The 17,610-nt window shown below is 59.7% G+C and carries 8 protein-coding genes; 3 read left to right on the forward strand and 5 right to left on the reverse strand.

Features of this window, described 5'->3' with window-relative positions; translation table 11 throughout:
- The first annotated feature begins 318 nt into the window (after nt 1-318).
- The 3 genes from NKI31_RS12795 to NKI31_RS12805 all read left to right on the forward strand — a co-directional run bounded on the left by NKI31_RS12795 (nt 319) and on the right by NKI31_RS12805 (nt 8,097).
- Nucleotides 319-4,539 (forward strand): protein NO VEIN domain-containing protein, encoded by a 4,221-nt coding sequence (locus NKI31_RS12795; protein WP_352651745.1) that lies wholly within the window; start codon nt 319-321, stop codon nt 4,537-4,539.
- 346 nt (nt 4,540-4,885) lie between these two features.
- Nucleotides 4,886-6,550 carry a DUF262 domain-containing protein gene (locus NKI31_RS12800; protein WP_352651746.1) on the forward strand — a complete coding sequence of 555 codons (1,665 nt, stop codon included), beginning with the start codon at nt 4,886-4,888 and terminating at the stop codon, nt 6,548-6,550.
- Nucleotides 6,551-6,957: 407 nt separating this feature from the next.
- Nucleotides 6,958-8,097 (forward strand): hypothetical protein, encoded by a 1,140-nt coding sequence (locus tag NKI31_RS12805; protein WP_352651747.1) that lies wholly within the window; start codon nt 6,958-6,960, stop codon nt 8,095-8,097.
- Nucleotides 8,098-8,905: 808 nt separating this feature from the next.
- On the opposite strand, the gene NKI31_RS12810 is transcribed toward NKI31_RS12805, so the two are convergent.
- From NKI31_RS12810 to NKI31_RS12830, 5 genes are all read right to left on the reverse strand, one after another.
- Entirely contained in the window at nt 8,906-11,266 is a 2,361-nt protein-coding gene (locus NKI31_RS12810) for a hypothetical protein (RefSeq protein WP_352651748.1), read from the reverse strand.
- Nucleotides 11,267-11,766: 500 nt separating this feature from the next.
- A complete protein-coding gene (locus NKI31_RS12815; protein WP_352651749.1) occupies nt 11,767-12,234 on the reverse strand; it encodes a ubiquitination-like system serine protease family protein in 468 nt (155 codons plus the stop codon).
- Nucleotides 12,231-13,415 (reverse strand): ThiF family adenylyltransferase, encoded by a 1,185-nt coding sequence (locus NKI31_RS12820; RefSeq protein ID WP_352651750.1) that lies wholly within the window; start codon nt 13,413-13,415, stop codon nt 12,231-12,233. Before NKI31_RS12820 ends, NKI31_RS12815 begins: the two co-directional genes overlap by 4 nt.
- Nucleotides 13,390-14,136 (reverse strand): multiubiquitin domain-containing protein, encoded by a 747-nt coding sequence (locus tag NKI31_RS12825; RefSeq protein ID WP_352651751.1) that lies wholly within the window; start codon nt 14,134-14,136, stop codon nt 13,390-13,392. The genes NKI31_RS12820 and NKI31_RS12825 overlap by 26 nt, the downstream gene beginning before the upstream one ends.
- Nucleotides 14,137-14,196: 60 nt before the next feature.
- Nucleotides 14,197-17,610: a UvrD-helicase domain-containing protein gene (locus tag NKI31_RS12830; RefSeq protein WP_352651752.1), complete on the reverse strand. Its 3,414-nt coding sequence runs from the start codon at nt 17,608-17,610 to the stop codon at nt 14,197-14,199.

Below are 17,610 nucleotides of genomic sequence, written 5' to 3' on the forward strand. Positions count from 1 at the left end.
ACCGGATTTGGGATCGCTTTATCCACTGTGTCCGCCGCGTCACCCAGGCTGCCAATCCTTACGATCGGCGGGATACCCATGAACGCGCTATTTGACAGTTGTATGACGCTGCTAAGCAGCGGTCCGCCATACAATTCTCACGTGCTCCTGCGCACGCAGGGCTATCTGACATCAGACACCTGTTTCGCCAAGATTCTGTGCCTAGAGAAGTGTTAGGTCGAGGTGCTAGGGTGGGCAACACGGGAAACTTCTTCTGAACGGCGTTGCGACCCCGCTTGCAGAACTCTCGTACGAAGATACTGCGGCCGGAGGATTTGCATGGAAGCGACGTTCGCGAAGGCGCGGAGAAGGCGCACGACCACACCAGATGCCGGAGAGTCGATCGAGGCGCCATGGACGCCGCCCGATTTCCAGGCGAGCGATTTCAACCAGTCAATTGGGGCATCGTTCGTCGAACAGTTCGTCCTCGGCCACGATCCGATAGACGTGCTGCGGGAGCTTGTGCAGAACGAGTTCGACGCTGGCGGCGAGACGATGGTCGTTGCGTTCGGCAAAGAGGGGCTCACCATTAAGGGAAGTGGCCGTCAGATCGACCAGCGGGGTTGGAGCCGGCTCAGCGTCATCGTCGGAGTCGGACGGGTAGTCGGCGACACCAGCGCGGGCGTCTTAGAGGTGGCGCCTAAGGAGCATGGGATCGGCTCCAAGAATTTCGGCCTGAGATCACTTTTCCTGTTTGGCGATCGCATCCACGTGAGGTCGAACGGCGCCATGGCCGTCATGGATCTGCCAACTCTCGGCACGAAGCGCGTGCCCGATCCGACAAGCGAAGGAAATGCAGGTGTCACGATCTACGTGCCTTTCCGGGACCGGGATTCGGGCAAGCTGACCGCGTTTAACGTCGAACGCGAGGCCGCCGCGGTTGAAGGCATGGCCGCCGAGCTTTTCAATACGCTTGGGAAGCTGTCGTTGGTAGGCAAGGCCCGCGGTATCAGGCGGCTCGAATTGGTTTCGGTTCGTACCGGGAAAAACCTGCTCTGGGTGCAGACGTCGGCTAAAGAACAGTGTTCCGTCAAGGGCGTGGACGCTATCCGTCGCGTCGGCAAGCTGGAGAGGTGGGTGTCCGCGGCTCCCGACCAAAGCGAGACCTCGACATTCGAAGAGATCGAATATGGCAGATACGTCGAGCGCTCCTCCGAGGTATCTGCCCCGCCGTTTCCCGGCTACTACGACGGGCCTCGGAAAAGGGTTAGAGTGGCCGTGTCTCTGCCGGTCAAGCGCAAGCGGATCCAGCTGCAGCAGCAAGGCCATTTCCACTATCCCCTGAAAGCGCCAGGGGCGCTCACCGGCGTGGTCGCCAGTGTTAGTGGGCCGTTCGAACTCAATGTTGATCGCTCGGAAGTCGTGGCTAACGATTGGAACGAGTGGCTTGCCGGGCAAGCCGCGGCGCTGTCAGCGGATCTCCTCACCAAGGATTGGGTGGAGTCGTTCGGGGCCGACGCATACCTTGCCCTAGCGCCCTCGGTACCACCCAAACGGCCGTGGTTTATGGATGGCATCGCGTCCGAACTGGCCTCGCGGGAGTGCTGGGCGACGGAGAAGGCGGGAGTGTTCGCTTCGGCCAGAGAACTTGTAATCCCGAGCCATCCCTTGCTGAGAGGTTTCTTAGGCAGCGTACGGGACGTGCGATCTGACCTTTCCGCTTCGCCAAAGGTACTCGAGATGGCAGCAGCCGCGGGCGCAAAGCCGTTCACGCCGAACGCGCTCGTCAGACTCCGCTGCAGCACCGACCCGAACGGAACCGCTCTCGTATCAAAAGCAAAGGAGGGCGAGGCGCACTTCCACTATCCAGATCACTCCGGCAGCATGGGCCAGGTCGCCCTTCAGGCGTCTTTCGGCAAGGCTTTGGATGCGATCTCTAAGAACCTGTCTGCAAATAACCGGACGGACATCGCGAAATCCCCATCGACGCTCGCCGCCGACGGCTCGATGCACGGAGCGGCCGACTTGGTCGTAGTCCCGGAGGAGATATGGGACGCTTGTCCCGTTCCGACGGGACTCAGGCTCCATCCCGCGCTGTTCGGCAGCCGCGTCGTCCGCAGTTTGGCGAAGCAGTTCGACATAAACGACTGGGCCGTCGACATTGCGCAACGTGCCGCGGTCGGCACCGTGGATGAAAGCGAGGTCGGGGCGCTCTATCGGCACCTTCTAGCCGGCGCAGAAGGCCTCAACAGGCGTTCGATCAGTCAGATCAGGCGAAGTCCTGTGTTGAAGGCCAAAGGAGGCAGCTGGCATGCGCCCGACGATTTGGTCCAGCTTCCAGCGGAACTAATGAAGGCCCTAGGGGAGGCGGTTAAGGCGCCGGCTGCCGCCGTCTCCAGGAATTCGGGCCTGATGACAAAGCTTTCCATTCGGCGGAGGCTCTCCTCGAAGGACCTTGTGTCGTACGCCGAACTGGTCGCCGGTGGTGGCGCTGATCCAAACGTTTGCGACGCCCTGTTGGTCCGTCACCTCAAGCTGTTCACTCCCGGTGAGCTTTCGAGGCTGGGGAAGGTGGCTTTCATGCGGAACGCGGCGGGCGGGCTTTCCGAGCCGCGGTCGCTGCATGCGGACACCGATCTGAACCGCGTAATCCTGGACGACGAAACCAAGATCGTCGGTCCGGTTTCCGCCGTTTTGACAAAGGCGACCAAGGTCCATCGCCTGCCGCCATACGCGACGCTGCTCGCCATACTGCAACAATGGAGATCCGCGGGGACGGGCCCCAAGAACCCGGTGGTCTTCTACAGCGCGTTCGTCGCGATCATGGCCGATGAGAGGAAGGCGGTTTCGTCGTTGAAGTTGGACCCGATCCTCTGGGCGGACGGTGCATACCATTCTCCCGAGAACACACTCGTCGGCTCGACGATCCCTCGCTGTTTCGACCTAGTGTTCCCCGTCATACACGGAGCCGAGCTGCAGAAGGCTTACGCTTCTCTCGGCGCCCAGCGCGTGATCGCCGAGAGGCACTGGTCTATCCTGTTCACCGGAATTGGCTCCAAAGCCGAGACGGGGTGGCGCCCAGACGCCTTCGAGTGCGCTGCGCTGCGGCAGTGCTACTCGCGGCGAGGCAATCTCGGGCTCCCGGACGGCATCGGGAATGACGCCAGGGTGTTCCTGTCAACCGCCAGCACCCTGCACTCGCGGGGCGACTTAGCTAACGGCACCCTGCTTGAGAATGACTTTCCGGAACTCGCCATCGCAGTATCCCAGGGGGACGACGCGATCTCTTTCGCGGATATCGCGGATGGCGGGGTCGCTTTCTTCGGCAAATCCGGGCTGAGGCGGCTGAGCGAGGTGTGTGGCAGTCCTTCGGTATCGACGGGCGGTGAGCAGAAGCGGCCGTCCTGGTATCAGCCTGCGCACGAGGCCGAGCTTCTCGGCATGCTGCACGATCCGGACTTCGCGATCGCTCTCCGCGAGCTGCGGTGGGCGACCAACCGGAACATCTCGTACCTAAACGACCGGACCCTGGGCGAAATGCAGGGACGCCTCTCGGCGGTGACGAAGGTCCAGTTCTACAGCGTCATCCAAAAGACCTTCACAATCGGCGGGACGTCCGCGACTGTGCTGTCTACGCACGCGGCGTCGAACGGCGAGATCGCTTTGCAGCCCCCGCGGAACCTTTTCGAGTACAGGTTGGCCGTGGCAGCCGTGCTCGCCGAGCTGGCTGGTGCGGAACGGCTGGACGACATCCGCGCGTTGGCTTCCGCTATCCTGCCATTGCTGGCGGCGCAGAGCGTTGCCGATATTCGCAGCTATCTGACGAGCCGCGGGCTGACCCCGAAGTGGACCAGAAACCAGACCGAGGAGCAGCTCTTCGAGGAGATGCGCCCCGCCGCGCAGGCGGAGGCTGTGGTGAACGATCTGCTGGGCCAGTTGATGACGGACGTCGCGGCCCGGACACCTTCTGTCGGGTCGGTGCTCGGCAAAACCTCCAACGCGGCCGTAGCTGCACAGCCGATCCTCAGGCAGCTGCCTCCGATCGCTTCTGTGCATGCGACGGTGGCGCCGGTCAGCGGCGCGCCGATCGCCCAAACCGGCGGCCAAGGCGGAGGCTACGGCGGCGGCTTCAGCTACCGCAGCCCCGCTGAAATGGAACGGGATCGCCTACACGGTCTTCGGGGCGAGGAGCTGGCGTACAACGAAGAACTAGATCGAGTAAAGGCGACAGGGCTCGCCGACGCAGAGAAGCATGTGGTCTGGATCTCGAAAACCAATCCCGGCGCCGACCATGACGTGCGGTCGATCTCGCCGGTTGGACGCACGATCTATATCGAGGTGAAATCGACGACGGGAGACGACGGGCGTTTCGAGTGGTCGGCAGCCGAATTCGCATTGGCGCTGAAATACGGCGACGACTACGAGCTGTGGCGTATCTACGGGGTGGATGAAACCAACCCGACGATCAAGAAGTTCCGGAACCCCGCGGCCATGATCCCGCAGGCAACCCTGCGGCTGCAACTGTCGGGCCTTCGGGCCGTGGTCGAGGCTCGCGGCTAGAGCGACAGGCGTTTGGGACAGACTCCGAATCCCGCAGCGTCGAAATCTTTGTCGGAACGTTTCTGAGACGCGATGTCTGCTGCGTGCGCGCATTCACTGTTGTTCTAAGTTGCCGACTGCTGCGGACAGCGCTATGGAGCCTGCCATCTTGTGGTGCCAACCAACGTCGCAGAGGCGCCAGAAGCGAACTTTGCAGAGCAAATGTTCGGATGTCGACTTTGGGGTCGTCAGCAGACTGACCGCTCCTGCGCTCTGCATCAGGACAGTGGACTGATCTTTCCCGTAGAACCGACGTCTCTGGATAGCTTAAAGTGGCTCTCCCGTGACGTTCCGATGTAGGAAGCATATGCAACTCCAGCCACAACTTTTTAATCTGAACAATCTCCTGAATGGACGGCTATTTCGTATCCCCGAGTACCAACGGGCTTATGCTTGGGGCAAAAAGCAAAGGGACGACTTGTTCGGCGACATCAGGCGGGTTGGAAATTCCAACGAAGACCACTTCATGGCGACGATCGTTGGCCTCTCGAGAGAGCGAAAGCAGATCGTTGCCGACCAATTTACTGTCGTCGAAATCGTCGATGGGCAACAGCGTATCACCACGCTTGTGATCCTGCTTAAAGCGATTCAGAAAGCTCTTAATACAAACGACAAGACGGAAAATAAGTTGTCAGGCGAGTTGTCGGAATTGCTGGTGAAGGGCGACGACCTCAGTCTGTTGCTCCTTCAAACGAACCACGATTCAAGCCATATTTTTGCAGATTACATTCGCGATGGCACCATTCCTAACCCTATGGCCCTCACATCCGCGGATCAAAACATCACCGATGCGATAGCTGAAAGCGAGGAATTCGTTATCCAATGGCAGTCAAATGGCGAGACGCTGACGAAACTTATTGGCGTCATTCGGAACCGTCTTTGGGCAATTTTCCACTCGGTCGAGGACGAAGGCCTCGTCTATAGAGTCTTTGAGGTTCTCAACAGTCGTGGACTCGATGTCAGCTGGATCGACAAATTCAAAACTCAGCTTATGGGCTTAATCTTCGAGCAGGGGGCAAATGCCGGACGCGCCGACGCGATAAAAGAACTCCACCTTATCTGGCAGGATATCTATCGCACGATTGGCAAGCGGAAGTACCTAACCGCTGAAACCGTTCGATTTGCGGGGACTCTAAGAGCGGGATCGGCGCCGTCGCGACCTCTCAGTGAGGCCGTTTCAGTGCAGCGGTTGGTTGAGTTAGCAGGGACCAAGCCCAAGAAAATTGTCGACTGCGCAAAATGGGTACAGGCCGTGGTCAAGGCCGAAGAGCGACTTCTTGCGAATCATCGCTGGCACGCCGTCACACAAATTCTGCAGGCCCGGCTAGTCGCCGTCGCCGTGTTGCTTCGCAAGTTTCCGTCTGCCGAGCAAGCGAGTATTCTTGGCCGGTGGGAGCGCATCTCGTTCAGAATCTATGGCCTGAAATGGGCGGATGCGCGAACTAAGGTGGGAGACTACACACGCCTAGCTTGGAGCATTGCGAACGAGAATCTATCTTGCTCCGATATCATGCGCTGCTTAAGCGACCTCGGAAAGGACTATGCGATATCAGATGTGATGAAAGAGTTTGACCCCTCAAATTGCTATGAGGGTTGGACGCAGGAGTTGCGATATCTTTTTTATAGGTATGATGAGCATCTTGCGGCCAAAGCGGGCCAAAAATTAAACGAGTATCAATGGAACAAGATCTGGGCGGAAGAGCCCGCCAGATCTGTCGAACACATCAAACCTCAAAGCTCTGGCGTTAGCTATATTCATCATCTCGGAAATCTAATGATGCTCCCGCCAGGAGTGAATTCAAGCTTAAAGGACAAAGACCCGTCCTTGAAAGCAGAGACGTATTCATCGTGCGGCCTCTTATCCTCCATTGAGGTCGCGAAACTGATCGAGAAAGGAAAGTGGAACAAGGCTGCGGTGGAGGCTCGCGCGAAGAGAATCTTGGCGTGGTCGCGATCTCAATGGAAGGACTGAGCAACCTGACATATCCTCCCCTGCGTCCTTTCGGCGACCCGACGACCAGCTGCACGATGACTGGCGAATATTCCCTAGGCCCTTGGATCCAGCGCTGGCCAACTAGCGCGGCCGCAATGTGCGAACCCCCTGCTTAAGGATCGAATAAGTCTGTGATCAATGGCCGGCCGGAGGAGCAAAGCGATCATTGGATGAAGATATAGTGAAGTCTTAAAGGGAGCCGTCTCAGGACGGTCCGATACGAGGAACGTCGAGTGGCCAGCAAGATTTGGATGGGACGGAAAGTTACTGCAACGATCCGCGCTCGACCATCGACGCCGAATTCCAGTCTGGACATCCAAGTGCAGAACGCGTGATGCTAATCGGGTTGGCCCAACTGCACTGGGTCCGAACGCAACGGAGGACCAATGCCGGCGCAATCTGGGGTATTCGTGTTGCAGGCCGACCAGGCTCTCGTTCCGATGCAGCCAGCCCATTTCGCGGCGGAGCTCGATTTCCAGAAGCTGCTCTCGAAGTTTCCTTCACTACTGGTCGGCGACCAAATCGACCCCGATAGTCCTAGGCGCTTCGTGCTGGTTCGGCAGGAGTTGTCCATCGGACATGAAGAAGAGGCATCGCGATGGTCCCTCGACCACCTTTTTCTGGATCAGGACGGCGTCCCGACGCTGGTGGAGGTCAAGCGGCAATCCGATAGTCGACTGCGTCGCGAGGTGGTTGGGCAGATGCTCGACTACGCCGCGAACTTCCAGTCTTTTTGGAGCGCCGAACGGATTGCGGCCGCTTTCGAGACAACGTGTGTGCAGGCCGGAACTGACGTAGATGCGGCGCTGACTGAGTTCCTTGGTCCGCAGGTCACTGCTGAATGGTTCTGGAGCGCGGTCGGCACGAATATACACGCAGGGAAGTTGCGGCTCCTATTCGTGGCGGACCACATACCCACAGAGCTCCGCCGTATTGTTGAGTTCCTCAACGTACAAATGAACCCGGCGGAAGTGCTCGCGCTGGAACTTAGGCAGTTCGCCGGCGAAGGCCTTCGTACCATAGTGCCCATGGTGTTCGGGCAGACCAGAGAAGCTGCCGGCAGGAAGGAAGCCGTGAAGGGTACTCGCTGGACCGAGGATCGCCTGATCGCCGCGTTCGAGGACAAATACCCGGTCGAGGAAGTTGCTGTTGCGAAGGCCTTGCTCGAATGGATGAAAGGAACGGGCCTGCCGCTTGTCTTCGGTACGGGCCGGGAGAATGGCTCAGTCTATCCGCTCCTGAAACCTCAAGGAGTGGCTATCAATCCAGCTTACCTCTCCACGGAGGGTAAGGTGTGGCTGCAGTTCAAGTCATTGGAAGGCAAGCCGGTTTTCGGCGACATAGAACAGCGTCGGGAGATGATGCTTCGCTTCGCTGAGGTGGATGGGGTGACCCTCGACGAGTCGTCGTTGAACCGCTGGGCTTCGGTATCACTGACGCAAGCGGCCAAAGATCCAACTGGAGCCACAAAGTTGATCTCCGCGTTTGACTGGATCGTTCGGCAGGTGAAGGCGGTCGAAGGATAGGCGTGCCCCAGTCACCTAGCGTCTCGACGCAAACTGACCGGACGCTCGTTGCCTAATCCGCTGTTTGTGTAACGGGAGAAGCGGACAACGGACCGCGCGACGCTGCAGTCCGATGTCCGCTCTTGAGAAAGCCATGTAACTGCTCCTGGCAGCCGGTGTGGGGAAGCCGGTCGGCTTTCGAGTCAGATTGCCCTCGCCCACTGGTCTTTGCAACACCGATACAGGTCATCACGCCCAACAGCGTAGGAAGTATCGCGGGGTTTCCGAGTGGGGGGAAAGGCGGTAGCGCTCTTCCGAGGAACGCCCCCGCACAGCGTGTCGACCAAGTCAGCAACGCCGCAGAATCGATTCCGCAATTGCCTCATGATCTCGCGCGACGCTACTTCGATTCGGCCCTCAACGGTGGAACTGGTCGGCATCCGCTCGGGGCCGAAAGCAGACTGTCCGCCAAGGTCGAGTTCTGTCCACAGCCTGCCGTTTAGGATGCGCGAAGGTCGCTTGCAACCCGCACTCCTGCGCAAATAAGCCTGAGAAGTGGCACTACATCTCCTGGCGAGCGTGGAGACTTACCTTACTGAGACGCGCGCTGTGCGACTGAAGGTGATCGCAAGCGCCCAAGTACCAAAATATACCTCGCTAATAGGATTCAAACATAAATGAGATCGCCGGCTTGAGATCTTGTTCGGAGGCCAATCGATTGCGGCCGTTCACGCGCGGCGCTGAAGCGCAAATGGCCTCCGCCTGGGGCTGGCAACACTGACGGAGGCCAGACGGTCTTCTTCGTGCGAGATCAGCCTCTCACTACTCTTTAAGCCGCCTGCCAGACTTGGTTCAATATCCGTGCAGCAAGTGCAGCTTTGTCTTGCGGCAAAAAACGACCGTAGTGGTGCGCCACCATATCGGGTGTATCCTGGATCGCGTAACTTGCCTGCTCATATGAGCCAGTCTGCTTCAGTATGTGCGTCGCCAGCACGTCACGAACATTGTGCGGCCCATGCGGGAGGAGACCGGGGATCGCGCCGCGCTGAGTATACGGGTTGTAGATGCCATATCGCTGGATGGTCAGGCGCCATGCCTCATAAAACGTGTTTCGATCGTACGCGGCGTCCTTGCTGGTCGCTTTCACCGTTTTGATGAAGAAGGTGCCGGGGTCTTCCGTCCCTCCAAGGAGCACTTGGCGATGGCGATCAATATACGCTTCGATGTGCTCGTATAAACCACCCAGGTTCGGCAGGACGAGCCTAAATGGCTTACTCCCGAAAAAGGACGAGTTCGCGTTCTTGAAAGCGACTGAAGGGATGAGCACCTCCCAGCCCTTTTCGCGCTCGCTCCAGCGGAGTTCACCGCGCTTCATGTCTGCAAGCTGACGCTCAGATCGCGGCAGCCTGCCGCGTTCGCTGACCATCAGCTGACGAAGGTTCTTCTGTCGCAACCCAAGATGCAGCCCGAACCTAAGCATCAGGAACGAGCGCACTGCTTCGGCGGCAGGACGGCGATGGATGCGCTCATCAGGCATGAGCCGAAGAATCTCTTCCGTGATCTTTCGATACTCACCCACTGGGCTATCGGCCTCCAGCACAGGCATGATTGGTTCAAAAGGATCACGATGCACACGTGCGATCCGCTGAATCTCCTTCACGCGGGAGGAGGCATGCTTGAAGTAGACATCGCAGGCGTCCTCCCAATCGCCGCGGGCGCGATCAATGTCGGTCTGTGAAACCAGTCCATTGATGGGGCGGACCCGCGACGCTAGGTGGGGTTGCTGCCTCAGCCAGCCAGTCTCCTTGCGGGCGAGCGCGAGCGAAATTCGCAGCATGTCCACCTCCCAGGCAGTGTAGAACCCGCGCCGTCTCTCGCGCCATTGGACATACCAATCCCAGACCGAGGGGAAGACGAGCAGGCCGAAAGACAAATGCTGCGTCGGCACGCCGTAGCCGCGTACCGGGCCGCGTGGATGCGCTGCCAAAGCGCCGAACATCAAACCGAGATGCTCAACCTTCTGCGATGCCGTTTCCTCGCCCCAGACACCGTTGCGCTGTAGACCGAACGCAGTGAGTGTCGCGGTCTTGAAGCGGATCAGATCCGCCATTTCCATCGCAAGCACAGGCGGGGCGTCTATGACGCCGGACATCAAGTCGGGGTCAGTTAAAAGAGCACCATCATCGTCATGGTGCTCGCGCCGAACTCGATAGCCGTCACTTGCGGCATCCGACTGACCATAGGCGATACCCGGGAAACGGATGGCGTAACGCTGCTTCAACGCGGCCGCCTGGAATTTCCGGTAATCAGTTGACCCGCTGATAATCACGCGCCGAACCCATTCCAGAATCTCTTCCTGCTCCTCGGAACGACGCGTGTTGAAATCGTCAGGCAAGTGCCACGCAAGCCGACGGCGTTCCGCCGGGCCGATATCATCGAGAATGTGGCCGGAAGCGGAGCGCGTCTGAAGCGGGAGTTTCGCTTTAAAATACCCTGCCGAAAGACGATAACGGCGCTCGATCCGAGCCAGTACTTCCATGCTCGCCACGCTGCGCGGCGATTTTGATCCCTGGAGCCAGTGACGAATTGTCGAGCGGTCGAGACTCTCGTCGTCTTGGACAACAGCACGATGTAGATGCCAATAGCTGTCGCCATGGCGGCGCATCTGGAATTCCAGCGCCGCCTGGAAGCTCGGGTGATCAAGCGCTTCCTCGAAAAGAGGTTTTGGGAACTCCTCGATAGCGCGCGGTTTTATGCCGGTCTTTTGCCGGTCTACTGTAGCCTCCTGCTCCGACCGCTCGAGCTTCTTATGACGACTTGAAACTGGCGCCTTCCCTGCCGGCGGCTGCGGACGCTCCCGCTCATGGCGCTGCGGCTCAGTGTTGCGGCGACCCGCGATGGTCGCCCGCTTCGGCGCAGTTTTCGTATTTCGAGCGATCGCGTCCAATGCTGGTTCGATTGCGGTCCGGGCAGATCGGATCGTTTTATCGTCGAGACTGCAAAGATTGCCGATCTCTTGCCAATCATAACCGCGGATTTTTCGTGGCGGCGTTTCAGCCCGAGCGATGAGGTTGAGCAGAAACGCCCTTATGCGCGCGCTTTCTTGAGGGGGGAAAAGGGGGTCGAGCCGAATACGGCAGTAATCAGAGATTTTGCGGGAGAGCAGTCTGGTATGCGAAGTTGTAGTCATGCGGGCAAGCGATGCGGTTTGTCAGCGATGGTGGGTGAAGCAGCGCGCTCACATACCCGATTCTCTTCCCCTGGGATGGCTAAAGCCCAGGGGCTCGACGCAAAAGTTAAACAAGCTGGACCCAATACGCCATGGCGGACCTCCTCAACCTAAGCAACGAAGTCCCACTAAACTCGCTCTAGCCCGGCCGGAATGGGGCTTCAACCGGACGATCCGCTTTGGGCCTCATCGCAGAAGAGCCTCCTCCTAGCCCTGACGGCCGTCCGAATGGGGTCTTGCCAGTCGACGATCAACGGATCCTATGCTCCCGTCTGGTTGCCCGTCGCTCGACTAATCCTCAACCATGCCGAATCCGCCCGCCCGTAGCCATCCACTAGGCAGAATGGGAAACAGCGCCGAGGATTGGTTGGTCGTTGGGGAATTTCGCAGCCGTCAACGAAGTTTCTCTCACAGCACCTAGCTCGAGCTTCCGGACCAATTGCACGATGAATCTTGCGGGTTTATCGGAAAATCTCCGTCCAAAACTTGCGAAATCGCGCCTTCCAGCCGATATCGCCGCGTAACAAATTCTGCGGGGCATCTCGCTCGGGCGTAGCGGCGGTACCCAAAACGCTCGAAGACGCCGTCCCGAAGTACGCGGCCTTCGCCTGGCCGTCTCGCCGACGCTCTGCTGCGACCTGCCGATCCGACCAAGCCGGCGCCTCTATAACCTCTCCTTTGCGGATTACATAGTGTGACCGGCACGCCAACGTCCAGTTGCCGACCGACGGGTGTAGGGTGATAGTCTCGCCGTCGTAGACGATATGCCAGTCGGTCGGTGTCAGCGGCGTGACGATCTCCTCGCCACACCCGCAGCAGCAGCTGTGAGCGACACTCCCGTATTCGACGGAGACATAGAGCTTTCCCGGTTTGAGCCTGCTCGGAAAGCTGTCGACGAAGACGTGCTGGAGGCTCTTATGCTTGATCATGACTGATCCTCGTTGAGCAGCAGGTTTCCGTCGACCGTGTAGGTGGAATGGTGTTCACCCTCGAGGTCACAGTAGAAACCCAACAACTTCTTCCACTTGATGACGGCCTGGATCGCGTTGAAGGCGTTGAGCTCTGCCACCTGGATGTTCGAGGCATAGATGTCGTCCGCCCCGCCGCCTGCGAGCGGAATGCGCGGATTGACGGCGACCTCGGTGCGGCTCTCCGGCGTGCTGGTCGTAACGCGCAGGATCCCCGTCAGACCACGGTCACCGAGCTCCAATCCCATCCCGATATCGATGAACGGGACGGAGTGCTCGTGCAGCCACGTAGTAATCGCTGCCTTTGCTTCGCCGGCATCTAGGCTGAGGAACACGAAGTCCAGATCTTCAAGCAGGTGCAGCGTTTCCGGTTTAACGGCTGCCGACACGGCAGTGATACCACGGTGCATGCGGCCGTAGATCGCCTTGAAGTAATCGACCTTCAGCGGCGCCTCGCGAAGCTCAGCCAATGTGGGAGCGCCGGGCGCGCGGAAAGCGTTGTGCTGAAGGTATTCGTCAGGATCGAAGATCCGGATTTCGGAGACAGGGGTCTTCGCAACCATATCCAGAATGTAGCTTCCTGTCCCGCCGAGACCGACGATTCCGACCCGGTGACCGGCGAGTCGGGCCGTCAGCGCCCCGATGCCGGCGCGCGCCGAGGCTGTCTCCACGTAGTTGAAGACGCTATCGGCATCCTCCTCCTCATCCAGCGCCTGATACGGCCGCGGCGTGGCGGACTTGTCCAGGACTGCGGCCGGTCCCGAAAGGATCGACGCGTAGGTGGTCATTTTGTGATGATAGTCACGGTACCCGCCATCAGGCTTGCTTGAGAAGGCATGCTCGGCAGTCAGCCCGTTACCCAGTTCGAAATGCTGGGTCTGGTGCGAGATCGCCATGATCGGTTTCCCGTCCGGTCCGCACGGGTAGTCGCCGTCGAAATGCATGACGTGCGTATCCGGCGGTCGGGTCGTGTCGCCTGCGAGGGCAAGCGTGGAGATGAGGGTTCCCTTGCGGACTTTGCGGTCCGTGTCGACGTAGGGAACCTCCCGCATGACAAGATAGCTGCCGACGAGCTGGATGAAATAGCCTTCCTCGCGCAGCTGCGCGAGGTCAGGGCTACGACTGAACAGTGCGTGTGACATTGAAGACCGTCCCCTGCTTGATGGTGATCGAACCGTTCTGGCCCAGTTCGCCAGAATGCGGAGTAGACGCCGCCTTGCGGTAGGTCATCGAGAACACGACGTTAGAATCATGGGGACCCGGAAACGCCAGCGCGACGATGTCCTCGAACGTGATCGTCGGACCGCGGACAAGCTTCTTGCGGGTGTTGACGATGATCTCGATGGGCGGGCGCGGCGCCGTGACGAAGCGTTCGATACCGGGTGCGCTCAGTTCGATCAGATCGAACGGCTCGATCATGCGGTCGGTCCCGTCGCGGACATCGAGGAAGACCGCTTCGTCCGGACCAGGTTTCGCCAGCTTGGCGAGTTCGCGGCCACTGATCACAGGCTTTCCCCACCGCATCTCGCGGCCGTTCATCTCGAACTTGTAGTCGCGATCGGTGAGGAAGGCGACGAAGCGCTCGGCGCCGTTGCCACGAAGATCGAACGCTTCGTCCAGACGCACGTCTTCGAAGTCGCCGGATGCGATAATGGCGAAGAGGCTATAGCCCTTGCGGGGATCGAGCCCGGCAGCTTCGATGACCTGGCGACCGAGAGGTACGGGATCGGAAACAAGGAGCTGCGTGAAATCGAGGCCGTCCTGTGCGAAGCGGATGCGGTAAGCGCGTGCCGGGCGAAGGGCACGGCCTTCGGCGATCGCGTCGCCGACATCGTCGTAGTCGTTAAGTTCAGGGGAGTTCATTTGATTTTCCTTGTTCTGCCGGGTTAGTCCGGCTACGGATGGAAAATCGGTGGAGGATTGTCAGACCGGAATCGGCGCGCCAAGATTTTTGGTCAGGGTGCCGGTTGGGACCGATCCGCATACGAAAAACGCCGGACACCGCGGACAGACGCGCTGGCTTGGCGCGGAAGGAAATAAACCTCCCCGGATATCCGACATGGCTTCGACGAGAGAAGCGCGACGATTCCGCTGAACCTGCGGCGTGAATGACAGAGTATTAGTGGTGTCGCCGGTCAGATGGATCACCTGAGCTTCTGACCCCGCGGCCTTGTCGTTGATCGCCAGTACAGCCAAAGCGGCACTGAGGTTAGTCATGTCGGTCTTTCGGAAGACGCCCGTTTGAACACGTCGATAAAGGCGCTTCCCCGCAGCGGTGATCACGACGTCATCGGGCCTGAATGTGACCTCGTCACCTCCGACTGACAGTACCAGATCGTCGGGAACCTCATGTCGATGAAGGCTTCGACCTTGCCTGAACGCCCTCACGAGACGGACAGCGATGGCACAGAGCGCCTGTTGGCCTTCGTCGAGCCCCTGTTCGTTGCAAGCCCACCGCACGGCAGAATTGAGATCCTCGTCGCGGTCAATATCGAGGCGATCACGGACGACGGCACGGATCACGGTCCTAGTCGCTTCGTGCATCCTCATGAAATCGGACTCCGTGCGCCGCCCGCCGATGCCGAGGACGTGGGTGTAGAGGAACCGCCGCCTGCACTTGTCCTTGTCCAGCATCGTTATCTGCGAGTCTTTCAGCCGCATCGGTCCGGTTACCGTTAGCGCGACCGGAACTATCTCCGGAGCCAATGGAAGCGATAGTTTCGGTGATGGCCTGCTGGTAACGATGCCGCTTCCCAGTCTGGACAGGAAAGGCGAAGCGGGCCTGCTGGCTCCATCAGCCCTTTGGGTAACAGCGTACAGCAAGAGCCGATCGCGTGCGCGAGACGCCGCCACATAGAAGAGACACTCGCGCTCCTCCGCATCTCCCTGCCGAAGCGCCTCCTCGACGGTTCCGGCAATATCGCCGATCATGCCGTCCGGCGGGATGCATTGAGGGACCTTGATGTTGCCAGGAAGCGTATCCCTGCTGAGCCCGGGAAGATGCACACAGTCGAACTCCAGTCCCTTGGAACCGTGGATCGTCATCAGGCGCACGGCGTCGAGCCCTTGCGCCGCGGCTGGCAGTTGCCGCAGATCGCGATCGTCGCCGATCGCCATCAGGACCCTTATCCGATCCAACAGACGGGGAACCGCCTGGCCCTTCCCGCTTTGCTGGACCCGTAAGAAATTCAGTAGTTGCCATATGGCGACCCCCTTAGCCCGTTCGACTACGGAGGTCGCGTCGGCAATCCTCGCCGCAATCCTCGTGCGGTCCAGCAGGATCGTTGCCAGCACATGCCACGGCGAGCTTTTGGCATCGAATCCTTCGAGAGCGTCTTTCAAGAGCTTTAAGGACTCGCGCGAGGTCGGCGACATCGTGGCGACGGCTCTTGTCTGGAGCCAGGACATGGGAGCCGGATTGTCATCACGCAACTCCTCGAAGAGCGCGCCGACGTCCTCGAGCGACATCGGGAACTCGGGAGTGCAGCCGATCCGGAGCAGCCCCATAGCGCGTCGGTCGGTCAACAATGAAAGGAACGAAAGCAGGTCCTTGACCTCGGGACGCTCGAACAAGTTGCCAAGGAACAGGACAGGAATGCCCATCCGCTCGAGGTCACGTGCGATTTCGCCGAGCCGCTCGTTACCGGTGCAGAGGACCGCCTGATCCCGGAACTGAACCCCGGCCTCGTTCCTCTCGGTGATCGCATCTGCGATGGCAGCGGAGAGCCTGTCTTTAGTGTCCAGCAGATGGAGTTCTATGGGTTCTCCGCTGGCGCCGCGGTGCGCAAGCAGGGACGCGTCCGTCCTACTGGCGGTCATCTCCTTCGCAAAAGAGGAGTACGCGGTGACTATCTCTTCGGTAGAGCGATAGTTGACCCGCAGCCGGGACGACCGTCCGCCCGGAAAGTCGGCAGTGCCAAACCTCGATGTGCTTGCCGGAGACGATCCGCGAAACCTGTAAATCGACTGCCGGGCGTCGCCTACCACCCAAAGATTGTGTCCGCCCGGGCACAAGGCCCTCAGCAGCCGAACGCTGGCACGGTTCACGTCCTGGTATTCGTCGACGAGGATATGATCGTACAGGCCCTGAAGTTGCGCGGCGATCTCCGGACGTGCTTCTAGCAGCTGGACGGGAAACGCGACCAAATCTCCGAAATCGACCGCATCGCGGTCTTTCTTCAAAGTCTCGTAGAGCTCGTAGATACGGGCGACCTCCATCGCCTTTTCGGCTGCCTCATCCTTCTGGCCTGCGGCTGCGGAGGCCGCCAGCATGTCCCGAGCCAGTTTCTCGTAGCGCTTCGGACCTACGACCTCGTCCTTCGCCCTGGATATGACCGCAAGGATGTCTCCTATCATGCGGGTGGGGTCATAAAGGTCGACGTAATGCTCGAGCGAAAGCTTCGGAAACTCTGCTTCGAGAAGTTCGACGGCTTCGACGCGGTCCATCATCCTGGGATTGTCCGACACGCCGAACTCAGTGTTGAAGCGGCGGATCAGGTCTAGTCCGAAGGCGTGGAACGTGCCCATCCACATCGCGGCGGCTTTGTCCGGCCGCTTGGCTGCGACACGGTCGGACATCTCGCCTGCAGCCTTGTTCGAGTAGGTGAGCACGAGGATCCGACGCGGGTCCACACCCTCGTCGATCAATTGTACCACGCGCTCGGTAAGCGTCTGCGTCTTGCCCGTTCCCGGACCCGCCTCTAGGAGATAGGCCTTCCCACGGTGTTTCGCGGCGGTCGCCTGTTCAGCATTCAGGTCGGCCGCCGGCCGCACTTTTTCTTGCAGTTCGATCACAGGCAGCAGAAGCGCGTCGACCAGCTGCTGCGCGACCACGTCGAAGGGAGCCTTCATGCGGTCGGCGATTTGCGAAGCGGTCAAGCCATCTTGAAGGTGCATCCGACGCATCAGAGGTCGCGGCAGAAGAAGCTCTCTGGCAAACAGGTCCATCTGGACCTCACGCCGCTGTCGGCGACCGTAGTCGACAACGCGGTCTATACCGACCGGAGACGGTTCCGCGGCTCTTGTCGGCTCGACTTCATTCGCGGTCGCAACGGTCCTGTCGCCGAGTACCGCATGGCCGATTTCGTGAGCGACCAGGAACGCGCGGTCAAAGGCGGAACCCTTGTCTTCGTGGATGATGAGGTCGTCTTCCGGGATATAGGTCGCACGGCCCTCGTTCAGGCTCGCCGATCCAGGAGCCGCGTGCTCCACACTCAGGCCACGCTCCCTTGCCGCGCCCTTTGCAAATTCGTATGGATCGGTGGGATCGAGTCCCCTCGAGACCGCGAAGCCGTGCAGGTCGGCGGCCGTCCTTCGAGCGATCTCGACCGAATCCAT

Source organism: Mesorhizobium sp. M0659 (assembly GCF_040320605.1).
GTDB lineage: Bacteria > Pseudomonadota > Alphaproteobacteria > Rhizobiales > Rhizobiaceae > Mesorhizobium.

Excerpts from the sequence above, each read along its gene's own strand:
- NKI31_RS12795 (WP_352651745.1), top strand. The coding sequence starts at position 319 with ATGGAAGCGACGTTCGCGAAGGCGCGGAGAAGGCGCACGACCACACCA.
- NKI31_RS12800 (WP_352651746.1), top strand. The coding sequence starts at position 4,886 with ATGCAACTCCAGCCACAACTTTTTAATCTGAACAATCTCCTGAATGGA.
- NKI31_RS12805 (WP_352651747.1), top strand. The coding sequence starts at position 6,958 with ATGCCGGCGCAATCTGGGGTATTCGTGTTGCAGGCCGACCAGGCTCTC.
- NKI31_RS12810 (WP_352651748.1), bottom strand. The coding sequence starts at position 11,266 with ATGACTACAACTTCGCATACCAGACTGCTCTCCCGCAAAATCTCTGAT.
- NKI31_RS12815 (WP_352651749.1), bottom strand. The coding sequence starts at position 12,234 with ATGATCAAGCATAAGAGCCTCCAGCACGTCTTCGTCGACAGCTTTCCG.
- NKI31_RS12820 (WP_352651750.1), bottom strand. The coding sequence starts at position 13,415 with ATGTCACACGCACTGTTCAGTCGTAGCCCTGACCTCGCGCAGCTGCGC.
- NKI31_RS12825 (WP_352651751.1), bottom strand. The coding sequence starts at position 14,136 with ATGAACTCCCCTGAACTTAACGACTACGACGATGTCGGCGACGCGATC.
- NKI31_RS12830 (WP_352651752.1), bottom strand. The coding sequence starts at position 17,610 with ATGGATTCGGTCGAGATCGCTCGAAGGACGGCCGCCGACCTGCACGGC.